This is a genomic window from Halomonas sp. LS-001 (genome assembly GCF_052983955.1).
Window position 1 is genome coordinate 3,119,797 of sequence record NZ_CM129816.1, and the last position, 12,517, is coordinate 3,132,313.

General features: G+C 54.8%; 12 protein-coding genes and 1 tRNA gene. 11 read left to right on the forward strand and 2 right to left on the reverse strand.

From position 1 onward, the window contains the following. Positions 1 to 34: 34 nt before the first annotated feature. Together ACU6TU_RS14010 and ACU6TU_RS14015 are read right to left on the reverse strand one after the other, a co-directional pair. Positions 35 to 110, reverse strand: a tRNA-Val gene (locus tag ACU6TU_RS14010). 81 nt (positions 111 to 191) lie between these two features. Further along, the gene (locus ACU6TU_RS14015; RefSeq protein WP_447142010.1) at positions 192 to 956 is read right to left on the reverse strand and encodes an alpha/beta fold hydrolase; all 765 of its coding nucleotides are present in this window, start codon (positions 954 to 956) and stop codon (positions 192 to 194) included. Between the two features lie 156 nt (positions 957 to 1,112). Here ACU6TU_RS14015 and ccoN point away from each other — a divergent pair, with 156 nt between their 5' ends. The 11 genes from ccoN to fnr all read left to right on the forward strand — a co-directional run bounded on the left by ccoN (position 1,113) and on the right by fnr (position 12,219). Continuing rightward, on the forward strand, positions 1,113 to 2,540 hold the full coding sequence (ccoN, locus tag ACU6TU_RS14020; protein WP_447142011.1) for a cytochrome-c oxidase, cbb3-type subunit I: 1,428 nt from the start codon (positions 1,113 to 1,115) through the stop codon (positions 2,538 to 2,540). Positions 2,541 to 2,558: 18 nt separating this feature from the next. Continuing rightward, entirely contained in the window at positions 2,559 to 3,167 is a 609-nt protein-coding gene (ccoO, locus tag ACU6TU_RS14025; protein ID WP_447142012.1) for a cytochrome-c oxidase, cbb3-type subunit II, read from the forward strand. A gap of 3 nt (positions 3,168 to 3,170) precedes the next feature. Beyond that, a complete protein-coding gene (locus ACU6TU_RS14030; protein WP_447142013.1) occupies positions 3,171 to 3,395 on the forward strand; it encodes a cbb3-type cytochrome oxidase subunit 3 in 225 nt (74 codons plus the stop codon). Continuing rightward, positions 3,392 to 4,321 carry a cytochrome-c oxidase, cbb3-type subunit III gene (gene ccoP / locus ACU6TU_RS14035; protein ID WP_447142014.1) on the forward strand — a complete coding sequence of 310 codons (930 nt, stop codon included), beginning with the start codon at positions 3,392 to 3,394 and terminating at the stop codon, positions 4,319 to 4,321. Before ACU6TU_RS14030 ends, ccoP begins: the two co-directional genes overlap by 4 nt. Before the next feature lie 189 nt (positions 4,322 to 4,510). Continuing rightward, on the forward strand, positions 4,511 to 5,905 hold the full coding sequence (gene ccoG / locus ACU6TU_RS14040) for a cytochrome c oxidase accessory protein CcoG (protein ID WP_447142015.1): 1,395 nt from the start codon (positions 4,511 to 4,513) through the stop codon (positions 5,903 to 5,905). 8 nt (positions 5,906 to 5,913) lie between these two features. Beyond that, positions 5,914 to 6,429, forward strand: a complete 516-nt coding sequence (locus tag ACU6TU_RS14045; RefSeq protein ID WP_100820955.1) for a FixH family protein — start codon at positions 5,914 to 5,916, stop codon at positions 6,427 to 6,429. 11 nt (positions 6,430 to 6,440) lie between these two features. Beyond that, a complete protein-coding gene (locus tag ACU6TU_RS14050; RefSeq protein WP_447142016.1) occupies positions 6,441 to 8,918 on the forward strand; it encodes a heavy metal translocating P-type ATPase in 2,478 nt (825 codons plus the stop codon). Further along, the gene (gene ccoS, locus ACU6TU_RS14055) at positions 8,915 to 9,160 is read left to right on the forward strand and encodes a cbb3-type cytochrome oxidase assembly protein CcoS (RefSeq protein ID WP_447142017.1); all 246 of its coding nucleotides are present in this window, start codon (positions 8,915 to 8,917) and stop codon (positions 9,158 to 9,160) included. Before ACU6TU_RS14050 ends, ccoS begins: the two co-directional genes overlap by 4 nt. A gap of 6 nt (positions 9,161 to 9,166) precedes the next feature. Then, positions 9,167 to 9,853: a sulfite exporter TauE/SafE family protein gene (locus tag ACU6TU_RS14060; RefSeq protein WP_447142018.1), complete on the forward strand. Its 687-nt coding sequence runs from the start codon at positions 9,167 to 9,169 to the stop codon at positions 9,851 to 9,853. 128 nt (positions 9,854 to 9,981) lie between these two features. After that, entirely contained in the window at positions 9,982 to 11,409 is a 1,428-nt protein-coding gene (gene hemN, locus ACU6TU_RS14065) for an oxygen-independent coproporphyrinogen III oxidase (RefSeq protein ID WP_447142019.1), read from the forward strand. A 63-nt stretch (positions 11,410 to 11,472) separates the two neighbouring features. Continuing rightward, the gene (gene fnr, locus ACU6TU_RS14070) at positions 11,473 to 12,219 is read left to right on the forward strand and encodes a fumarate/nitrate reduction transcriptional regulator Fnr (protein WP_447142020.1); all 747 of its coding nucleotides are present in this window, start codon (positions 11,473 to 11,475) and stop codon (positions 12,217 to 12,219) included. Positions 12,220 to 12,517 lie beyond the last annotated feature (298 nt).

Here is a 12,517-nt window from a genome sequence, read left to right on the forward strand (position 1 = left end):
TTTTCACGTGATTCAATAACGCCAATTCAGGGCGTGGTGGGTGGTACTGGGTTCGAACCAGTGACCCCCAGCTTGTAAGGCTGGTGCTCTCCCAACTGAGCTAACCACCCGCTGGTCACGTGGCGCTGCATTCTACCTAACCCCGGGGGGAAGTCAACTATGTTTCGGCAACTTTTTACTTTAATTCGAAATTATCCGGGCATTGCCGCCACCCTTCCATCGCTCAGACCGCCAACCTGCATGAACTGCGCGGCTTTTTGAGCTGCCTGCTGGATCAGTCCGCACTGATCCAGCCCGGAGGAACGCAAGGGTTTGAAATCATGATCACCGGTTGGCAACCATTCAACCTGTACGTTACCGGGTAACACATAGGTTTCCACTTCATGGGGCCGCCCGAACGGATCTCGCTCTCCCTGAAGGATAAGAGACGGCGCTGAGACGGCTGACCAATGAGCCAGCCGTAATTTATCAGGTGAGCGCGGTGGATGAAATGGATAACCGCTGATAATCACACCAGCTACGTGTTGTTGTGCCGCTAACATACTGGCGACCCGGCCGCCCATCGACTTACCGCCAATCCAAAGGGGTGAATCACTCTCAGCCGCTATCAGCTCATACCAATACTTCAATTCCTCCACCAACCGTTCGACCCTGGGAGGTGGCCGACGCCGCCCTTCAATATTCATTTTACGCATGTAGGCAAAATCGAGCGTCATCAATTGGATACCATACCCTGCCATGGATGTGGCAAATTGCCGCATAAAGAAAGAATCCTGACCGCTACCAGCACCGTGAACAAAGAGTAAACGGCCTTTTTCGCCGGTGCCCTGCAGCGTCATGGCGACATGATCCGGCACATAAAAGCGTCCGCAAGCGCCTTCACACACGCTTTTCAGCAATAACTTAGCGTTTACTTCTACGTAGTCCTGCTGCGCATAATATGTAATGGGATTCACTCTCATTTATCCGCTTAAACAATTGGCGTGTTCAGCTTAAGCGCTAGCTGCGTTAAAATCTTCAATGGATCTTGACCTGCGTCATCAAGCGGGCGGCCGCACCTAGGCAGAATAGCACTGGGTTACCCCCCTAACCGCGTTCGATGGGAACATGAAATGAACACAGCACTAGAACACCCGACCTACAACTACAAGGTAGTTCGGCAGTTCGCGATCATGACTGTTGTGTGGGGCATTGTAGGCATGACGCTTGGCGTCATCCTTGCTTCACAGCTGGTATGGCCGGAACTGAACCTTGGCTTACCTTGGACTAGCTTTGGGCGCCTGCGTCCTCTTCATACCAATGCCGTTATCTTCGCCTTTGGCGGTTCGGCGCTTTTTGCCACTTCATATTACGTAGTACAGCGAACCTGTCAGACGCGCCTTTTTTCTGACAAACTCGCTGCCTTTACGTTCTGGGGCTGGCAGGCGGTCATTGTTTCTGCCGTCGTGACACTTCCGTTGGGCTATACCACAACCAAGGAATATGCCGAGCTGGAGTGGCCGATCAACATCCTGATCGCCGTTGTGTGGATAACGTATGCGCTGGTCTTCCTGATGACCATCAAGAAGCGTAAGACCTCGCATATCTATGTGGCGAACTGGTTCTTTGCTGCGTTTATTCTGACGGTCGCCGTTCTGCACATCGTTAACAACGCCGCTATTCCGGTTACCCCCATGTACTCCACATCCATCTATGCTGGCACGATCGATGCAATGGTGCAGTGGTGGTACGGGCATAACGCTGTTGGCTTTTTCCTGACCGCTGGCTTCCTTGGCATGATGTATTACTTTGTGCCAAAACAGGCTGAGCGCCCGGTTTATTCTTACCGTCTGTCAATCGTTCACTTTTGGGCGCTGATCATGGTGTACATGTGGGCGGGACCGCACCACCTGCATTACACAGCGCTGCCGAACTGGGCACAGTCACTCGGCATGGTAATGTCCATCATCCTCCTGGCCCCCTCCTGGGGCGGCATGATCAACGGTATGATGACCCTGTCTGGCGCCTGGCATAAGCTGCGCACTGACCCGACTCTGCGCTTTCTGGTGGTTGCCCTGTCCTTCTACGGCATGTCGACCTTTGAAGGCCCGATGATGGCGATCAAAACCGTTAACGCTCTGTCGCACTACACCGACTGGACCATCGGTCACGTTCACTCTGGCGCGCTTGGCTGGGTAGCCATGATCACCATTGGCTCCATGTATCACTTGATTCCGCGCGTCTTCGGCCGGACAGAAATGCATTCCGTCAACCTGATCGCCGTACACTTCTGGCTGGCAACCATCGGTACCGTGCTGTACATCGCCTCCATGTGGGTGAACGGCATTCTGCAAGGCCTGATGTGGCGCGCCATCAACCCGGACGGCACGCTGATGTATACCTTCGTGGAGTCCGTTGAAGCCAGTGCACCCGGCTACTTTGTGCGCCTGATTGGTGGTCTGTTCTGGGTCACCGGTATGCTGATCATGGCCTTCAATGTCTACCAGACGGTTAAACGTCGCGAAGCTGTCAGCCAGCAGCCAGCGCCACAAGCCGCTTAATCGGGGAAGTTGAGACCAATGAAACACGATATTATTGAAAAAAACGTTGGCCTGCTTGCCGTCCTGATTCTGGTTGTCATCAGTTTCGGCGGCTTGGCTGAGGTCGTTCCGCTGTTCTTCCAGAAACAGACCACCGAGCCGGTTGATGGGCTGGAGCCTCTCTCTGCACTGGAGCTGGAAGGCCGTAACATCTACCGCCGTGAAGGCTGTGTTGGCTGTCACTCTCAGATGGTGCGCCCTTTCCGCGCCGAAACCGAGCGTTACGGGCCTTACAACGTTGCTGGCGAGCAGGTGTATGAGCACAATTTCCTGTGGGGATCCAAACGTACCGGGCCTGATCTGGCTCGTGTCGGTGGCCGTTATAGCGATGACTGGCACCGTGCTCACCTGTACAACCCCCGTGATGTAGTGCCGGAATCCGTTATGCCTGCTTACCCGTGGCTGTTTGCCAACACACTTGACGGCGAGGACACGCCGGCCAAGATGAGCGCACTCAAAAGCCTGGGAGTTCCTTACACCGACGAGCAGATCGCCAACGCAACGGCTGAGGTACGTGGTACTCAGGAAATCACTGCCCTGGTTGCTTACTTACAGCAGCTTGGCACAGCGATCAAAGGCAATCGTTAAGTTATGGATATTGGAACGTTTCGCGGGCTTATTACGCTGGTACTGCTGATTGCCTTTTTGGGACTTGTCTGGTGGGCCTATTCCAAACGGCGCAAGCCAGATTTCGACGAAGCAGCCAACCTGCCTTTCGCAGATGAAGACCAGGATAAGTCACCCTACAGTGGCAAATCTGCTTCATCTCAGGCTGACGCCGATTCCCGACATGATAGGGGAGATAAAAACACATGAATAACTTATGGGGCGACTCTTTACCTGAGTTCTGGAGCGCCTGGATCATCATTATTACACTCGGCACCATTGCCCTCAGCGCCTGGCTACTTTTTGCCAACCGGCGTACCGATAAGCAGCCGGATGCTGAAGGCAATGTCGAGACCACAGGCCATGCGGCAGACGGCATTGAGGAATACGACAATGCCTTGCCTAAATGGTGGTTCCAGCTTTTCGTCGGTACCGTCATTTTCGCGCTGGGATATCTGGTTCTGTATCCGGGGCTTGGCAATTTTGGTGGGGTGCTGGGCTGGTCACAGGAAGAGCAGTGGGAAGAAGAAGTCGCACAGGCCGAAGAACGTTTCACGCCCATTTTTGCCCAGTATCAGGAAGTCCCGATTCCTGAATTGGCCAAAGATGCTGAGGCGATGCAGGTTGCTGAGCGCATTTATCTCAACAACTGTGCGGTTTGCCACGGCTCAAACGCCCAAGGTGGCTACGGCTTCCCTAACCTGACCGATGATGACTGGTTGTACGGCGGCGCGCCCGAGAACATTGTCATGACGCTGAATAATGGTCGTAACGGCCTGATGCCAGCCTGGCAGCAACTAGGTGATGAGAATATCGAAAACCTGACCCAGTATGTTCTCTCGCTGTCTGGTACGGAACACGATACTGAACGGGCGGCAAAAGGAGAAAGCACCTACATGTCGGTCTGTGCAGCCTGCCACACGCCGCAAGGCACCGGTAACATCGCCCTCGGTGCTCCCAACCTGACTGATAACACCTGGCTGTATCTGGCACAGGGGCAATCCGTTGCCGACTCTATCCGTCAGACATTGCGTAATGGTCGTAATGGGCACATGCCGGCCCAGGCGGCTTACATCGGTGAAGAACGCGTTCATCTGGTGGCAGCGTATGTCTATAGCCTCAGCGATGACGACTAATCGTGAAATTCACGCATTAAGTTGCTGATATAAAAGGGTGCGGCTTGAAACCGCACCCTTTTTTGACTATCAATACATTAAACTGTTACCGACACATTAAATCACCACCGACACATTAAGCTGATGCTAAGCACTTCCGCCATTTCGGGCGGAAATTATCTTCCCGCCTCTTTGAGCTGCGATATTGCCATGGAAAAGATACCCGCTAAAGACGTCACTCAAGAAATGTATGCCCAGCGTAAACATATTTATGTGCGCGAAATTAAGGGTTTTTTTCAAAAGCTCAGACGCAGTGCCAACTGGGGGTTGATGCTGGCTTTCTTTTTATTACCGTGGATCAATATTGGCGACAGACCAGCCATCTGGTTTGACCTGCCTAGCCGCGAATTTCATATCTTCTTTGGCACCTTTTATCCACAGGAATTTATCCTGCTCTCGTGGTTATTGATTATCTGTGCCTTCGGGTTATTTTTTATTACGGTGTTTGCCGGGCGCGTCTGGTGCGGCTACACATGCCCGCAAAGCGTTTGGACCTTCCTGTTTATCTGGCTTGAGCACCGCATCGAAGGCCCGCGCAACAAGCGTATCAAGCTCGACAGTCAGCCGATGAATGGTGAAAAATTACGCCGTAAAACACTTAAGCATATCGCCTGGCTATTGATTGCTTTTGCAACAGGCGCCACCTTTGTTGGCTATTTCACCCCCATTCGTGACCTGATGCCTGACCTTGCAACGCTTCAGGCCCACGGCTGGTCTTACTTCTGGGTAGGTTTCTTTACTGTATTTACCTACCTCAATGCTGGCTGGCTTCGCGAGCAGGTATGCATTTACATGTGTCCTTATGCCCGCTTCCAATCTGTCATGTTTGACCGTGATACTCTGATTGTTTCCTATGACACGAACCGCGGCGAGCCGCGCGGACGGCGTAAGCGTAACCTCAGTCACGAAGAAGCTCGTGCCGCTGGTCACGGCGATTGCATCGATTGTGATCTGTGTGTACAGGTCTGCCCAACCGGAATTGATATCCGCGATGGGCTGCAATATGAGTGCATTACCTGTGCGGCCTGTATTGATGCCTGTGACAGTGTCATGGATAAGATGGGCTACCCCCGTGGTCTTATACGCTATACCACTGAAAATGCGTTGGAAGACAAACCGACCCACATTATCCGCCCCCGTTTGGCTGGCTATCTGGCTGCCCTGCTGGTCATGATCGGCGCTTTCGCCTGGGCCGTGAACGATCGCCTACCGCTCAATTTTGATGCCGAGCGTGAGCGCACCCAGCTTTATCAGATGACTCAGGATGGCCGCATCAGTAACGTTTACACCTTATCGATCCGGAATCTTGATCAACAGGATCACCGTTACACACTCGGGGTTTCGGGCCTTGAAGGTATTCGTCTGGACCAGACAGAGATCACTGTTCCCGCAGGTGAATCGCGGTTAGAGGTAGTGACCGTTACTGCGCCAGCGGAGGCGATTTCGCAGCCCAGTCACGATATTGTGTTATCCATTGCAGCGGACAACGATGCCAGCATTCAGATGGATCGTGACGCACGCTTTATCGGCAACATCAAGAGGTAAATTGCCCTATGTCTCCTCCGACAGCGGAAACGCCCTGGTATAAGCAGTTCTGGCCATGGTTCATGCTCAGCCTTCTGCTATCGTCTGTGATTTTCAGCATGGTGTTTCTGTTCTTTTCAGTGCGCTATTACGATGGTTCCGTGACGGCGGATTATTATAAGAAGGGCCTGGCCATTAACGAGCAGCTTGCCAAGCAAGAGCATGCCAGCCAGCTAGGGCTTTCTGCAGCACTGCGCGTCGATAATGTTTCCGGCGATGTCGTTATTGACCTGGAAGGAGAGCGCCAGCCAGAGCAGCTTCATCTGGCGCTCATCTTTCCGACTGACAGTCACTTTGACCGTGAGTTGATGCTAAACCATGTGCGTGACGGCCGCTATGTCACCACGCTGGAAGAGCCGCTGCAGTATCGCTGGTATCTACAACTTCAACCGGAAGAAGGCGAAGAGGCAGAATGGCGGCTCACGGGTGAAATACGCTTCCCGGAAGACAGCGACCGCGATATTACTCTTGTTCCCGGCATTTAGGCCGCAGACGCATGACCACACGCACCCCGGACGCAACGGCGTCCACTCCCTGTTATCACTGCGGCAACCCGGTGCCCCTTGGGGCACCGTGGTATATCAAGATAGACGACACCTCCCACCCTCTGTGCTGCCCAGGTTGTGAAGCCGTCGCCCATGCAATTATCGATGGTGGGCTTGAAAGCTACTATCGTTACCGCACGGAACTCCCGGAACGCCCGGATGAACGTCAGGCAGCCAATGCCGACACATGGCAGGTCTTTGATGACCCTGGCTTGCAGGCCAAATTCGTCCACCCGGATGGCGATGATGGCCACGTTCGCGCCACTCTCGCGGTCGATGGCATCACCTGTGCGGCCTGTGCGTGGCTCATTGAACACCGTCTTAATGCCCTTGAAGGCGTGACCAGCAGCGCAGTCAACCTGACCCATCACCGTGTGCGCATCAGCTGGGACCCAGCGCTTATTCAGCTTTCTCAGTTGCTTGCAGAACTGGCGGCCATTGGCTACACCGCGCAACCCTACGAGCCCGACCAGGCACAGTTACGCCTGCAAAAGGAAGAGCGCATGAATGTGCGACGCCTGATCATCGCTGCCGTGGGCATGATGCAGGTCATGATGTTTTCAATTCCGATTTACGTGTCCGGGGCAGAGGGCATGTCGGAAGACTTTTACGTGCTGTTTCACTGGTTATCGTTTGCCCTCGCCACCCCAGTGGTGTTTTTCTCTGCGCTGCCTTTTTTTCAAAATGCCCTACGTGATATCAAGGCTGGCGTACTCGGCATGGATGTGCCCGTGTCGCTGGCTATCGGCTGTGCTTATGCGGCGAGCGCCTATGCGGTGATATTTAATGTCGGCGAGGTGTATTTTGATTCGGTGGCCATGTTCACCTTTTTTCTGCTTTTCAGTCGCTATATCGAAGCCCGCGCACGGCGTCGCAACGGCCAGAGTGGTAATGCGCTTAGCAGTGTACTGCCTGTGTCTGCCACCCGCCTAGAAGATGACGGCAGCGAACGTATCCTGCCCGCCAGCGAGCTTCAGGAAGGTGATCGCGTGCTGATCAAGCCCGGCCATGGCGTTCCGGCTGACGGGATTATTGAAGACGGTGACTCCAGCCTGGATGAATCCATGCTGACCGGCGAGTATCTGCCGGTGACACGTCAAGTCGGTGAACGCATTGTCGGCGGCAGCCAGAACATGGAAAACCCCTTGATCATGCGTGTTACCCATGCCGGTAACAATGCCCGCGTTTCCAGCATCGTCGACCTGACCGACCGCGCGTTTGCCAGCCGTCCGCGACTAGCGCAGATGGCCGCACGGATGGCCCACCTGTTTGTACTTCGCCTGCTGCTGGTAACCGTTTGCGTGACCGCCATCTGGTGGTGGATCGACCCTTCGCGCGTGCTGTGGGTCATGCTTTCTGTACTGGTGGTCACCTGCCCTTGTGCGCTCGCACTGGCAACACCGACCGCCCTGACCGCCGGCCACGGTCAGCTGCGTAAACGCGGGGTTCTGATTACCCGTGCGGATGCGCTGGAGTCACTTTCCAGCGCCACTCGGGTGATTTTCGATAAAACCGGCACCCTGACCCGGGGTGAAATGCAGTTGACCGAAACACGCTTATGTACCGACACCCTCGACACGGAGCAGGCCAAAGCCATTGCCGCTGCCCTGGAGTCACGTTCAGAACACCCCATTGCACAGGCATTTCGTCCTTATCGGGATGCCACCCTGCGGGCGAGTGGTCTGCGTAGCATTACCGGCCAAGGGCTTGAAGGTTACCTGGATGACCGTCTGTGGCGTCTCGGCAAGCCAGCATTTGCCTGTCATCACGCCCCCGCGCCGCCCGGACAGGGCCAATGGCTGTTACTCAGTGAAGAGGGTACTCCTCGCGCCTGGTTCCGTTTATATGATGGCGTTCGCGATGATGCAGCTGACACCATTACTGCCCTGAAAGCGAATGGTATAGCGGTGGAGCTGCTTTCCGGCGACACGACCGCCACGGTAAAAGAACTGGCGGAACAGCTCGGGATCGATACCTGGCACGCTGGCGCCAGCCCTGAAGGTAAACTGGCTCACCTGCAGGCTTTACAGAAAAAAGGCGAATGCGTCGTCATGGTCGGCGACGGTATCAATGACGTACCGGTACTAGCCGGTGCGGATGTCGCAATTGCCATGAACACGGCCACGGACCTTGCCCGGACTCGCGCCGATGCCGTACTGCTCAACCCACGCCTGATACGCATTGCCGATGCCGTTGACATATCACGGGCAACCCGGCGTATCATGCGTCAGAACATGATCTGGTCAGTGTGCTATAACGTCACCGCTCTGCCTTTGGCGGCGTTTGGCCTGGTTCCCCCCTGGCTGGCAGCGCTTGGCATGTCTTTCAGCTCGCTGGTCGTTGTAGGCAACGCACTACGGCTGAGCCGCTGGAAAAGCCGTCGACCCGCGCCCAGCTCTCCGCCCATCTCTAAACCGGTATCTGCATGAGCATTTTATATCTGCTAATTCCGTTATCGCTGATTCTTTTAGGGCTGGCGGTCTGGGCGTTTTTCTGGGCGGTCAAAAATGACCAGTTCGATGACCTGGAAGGGCCTGCTCATCGCATTCTTTTCGATGAGGATGAAAACGACCTGTTACCCGAAGAACGCGAACGCCGCCAGCAAAAACGCGCACGCAATGCCACCGAACGGGCCTCTGCCCGAAAGCCTTCTGATGACAGTGACCGCTAACACACCATGAATCCTACCGGTCTTGAACTCCCGCCGCTGTTTGCCGCCTTTATTTTCGGGTTGATGGGCGGTGCCCACTGCATCGGGATGTGCGGCGGCATCATGAGTGCTCTCACCTTCGCGGTACCGCCCAGCATGCGCCAGCCTGCCCGGCTCGGCGGGCTTTTACTGAGCTACAATCTGGGCCGCATTCTGAGCTACATGATTGCCGGAGCCATTGTCGCCGCTCTCGGCACCCTGCTATCACTCTCCCCCAGCGCGGGAAAACTGCTGCAGGCATTCGCTGCCATCATGCTGATTCTGATGGCACTGTATATTGCTAACTGGTGGAAAGGCTTGCTCAGGATCGAAGCCGTGGGCAGGCGCGTCTGGAAGCATATTGAACCCTATGGAAGACGCCTGATGCCCGTCGTCAAACTTCCCCAGGCTTTCGCGCTTGGTGCCGTATGGGGTTGGTTGCCCTGCGGGCTAGTCTACTCAATGCTGGCCTGGAGCCTGGCCATTGCCGACCCGCTAAAAGGCGCGTTATTGATGGGCGCTTTTGGCCTGGGCACACTGCCAGCGTTGCTTGCTACCGGTATTGCGGCACGCCAGTTCAGCGGCTTGATTCGCCACCCGGCTACACGCACTGTTGCGGCATTAAGTATTATTGCTTTTGCTCTCTGGCAACTATTCAGCATCGTCTTTGGCTAAGTTCTTTGAGTATGTTCTTTGAGCACGTTCTTTGCGTACGTTCTTTGATGTAGCTCAACTACTGCATGTCTGGCGAGCGTTAGGATGAGACCTGTTTCTGTGTCATCACTCAGTTCTGGAGTCTCTTCATGGCCGTTCATGATCTCGCTGCTTCTTCTACCACTGACAGGGCGGCGCCAAGTCACGCCGCATGGGATGAAGAACTGTTACGCCGTTATGACAAAAGCGGACCACGCTACACTTCCTACCCAACAGCTCTATCGTTTCATGACCAGTTTGGAGCTGACGACTTTACCGCGGCCTTAGAGCGCAGTAATGCCACCCAGCGTCCGTTATCGCTTTACGTGCATGTCCCTTTCTGCCGAAAAATCTGCTTTTATTGCGCCTGCAACAAGATAGCAACGAAAAACACCGCACTTGCCGAGCCTTACCTATCCCGGCTTGACCGTGAAATGGTGCTGACGGCGCGCCACCTTGATACCACGCGCAATGTTGAACAGCTGCACTGGGGCGGCGGTACTCCCACGTTTTTAACCCTGAGCCAGATGAGCGATGTGATTGATCGTCTTGATGCACGTTTTGGGCTGTCATCAGCGCCAGACCGTGACTACGCCATTGAGATTGACCCTCGCGAAGCCGATGTCTTCACCCTGCGCCACCTGCAGTCTCTAGGCTTTAACCGCATCAGTCTTGGCGTGCAGGACCTTGACCCTGTGGTGCAAAAAGCCATTAATCGACGCCAGCCTCGAGTATTGACCGAAACACTCATGGAAGAAGCACACCGTTTAGGTTTTCGCTCCCTGAACCTGGATCTGATTTACGGCCTACCCCACCAGACCCAGGCAGGCTTTGCCGACACCTTGCGTCAGGTCATTGATCTTAATCCAGCGCGCCTGTCAGTGTTCAACTATGCCCATATGCCTCAGCGTTTCCCCCCTCAGCGGCGCATCAATGAAAACGACTTACCCAGCGCTGAAGAAAAGCTCGATATTCTGCATACCACGATCGATATGCTGACCGGCGCTGGCTATGTGCATATCGGCATGGACCACTTCGCACGCCCCGATGACAGCCTGGCCGTTGCGCAGCGTGACGGTACGCTGCAACGCAACTTTCAGGGCTATTCCAGCCATGCCCAATGCGACCTGGTGGGACTGGGCGTTTCAGCGATTTCTCGCGTCAACGATGTCTATGCCCAGAACCCGACGGATCTGGCTAGCTACGAACAGGCACTTGATCAAGGCCAGCTGGCCACTGTCAAAGGCTTGCGATTAAGCACGGACGACCTGATCCGCCGCGACGTCATTGAGCGCATGATGTGTGACATGCAGATTGATCTGGCGGCGGTTGGCAAGCGCTGGAATATTGATGCACCGCGTTACTTCGCCGATACACTGGAACGTTTACAGGGTCCGCTACGCGACGGTCTGATTGAACAAGAAGGTAGCATCTTGCGCGCCACGCCTATCGGACGCCTACTGATTCGCCACCTGGCCATGGCATTTGATGCTCACCTGCCCGGCGATACCACCCAACGCTATTCGAGGATTGTTTAACACGCTTGTCGGCGATGTGCTCTTGCTCGCATAATGGATTATCATTTTTTAACGGAGTAACACATGCCGGAATTAAACAGTCGTCAGCGGGTCCGGCTGAATGAAACACGCTGCCAGACATGCAGCCTGAGTTCGCTGTGCCTGCCACTGGCACTTGAGCTGGACGATATGAGTCAGTTTGATGCCATCATCCGTCGCCGCGCACCGTTGAAAAAAGGCGAGCCGCTGTTTCGTCAGGGAGACAGCTTTACCAGCGTGTTTGCCGTTCGTTCCGGAAGCCTTAAACAGCTCACTACGGAAGGCAGTGGTAGCGATCAGCTAACCAATTTCTACCTGCCCAGTGAGCTGGTCGGGCTGGATGGCATTGATGAGGAACATTACCCGGGTAGCGTGGTGGCACTGGAAACCACCACGGTGTGTGAGATCCCCTTTGACCGTCTGGATCTGCTGTCTGAAGAATTGCCGGAACTGCGCGGGCAGCTTTACCGCAGCATGAGCAAAGAACTACGTGATGACCGACGCATGATGCGGCTACTTTCGCGCAAGACCGCCGATCAGCGCCTGGCCACCTTTCTGATCACGCTGTCTGACCGTTTCCGTCGGCGTGGCTATTCACCGTACAGTTTCAGACTTTCGATGTCGCGGGCGGATATCGGCAACTATCTGGGTCTGGCGGTTGAGACGGTCAGTCGGATTGTCAGTCGTTTTCAAAGCCAGGGCGTCGTTGCGGTCTCAGGACGTGAAGTTAATATCCTGGACATGCCGCTGTTGCTGAACCTGGCAGAAGAAGCTGTCGAAGACGCAAGCTAGGGTCTGTTGACGTTTCATTCACGGCCGCGCTGGTGTCAGTTTTTATTCGGGGCAAGGCAGGAGGAGAGACGTTTGGTAACTCCAAATGAACGACGACTAACGCCGCAGCGGATAAAAACTGACCCAGCCCTTCGGGTTGCGCTTCAAAATGCACCATACTGCGTTGCGAAACTTGAGAAGGGAACCACCCTTACCTGCGTTCCGCGCCTTGTCTGGCACATTTTGATGCAGCAACGCGGTTCGTGATGAAACGTCAACAGACCCTAATACCAATGCAGCGCTGTTTTCACCATCAGCC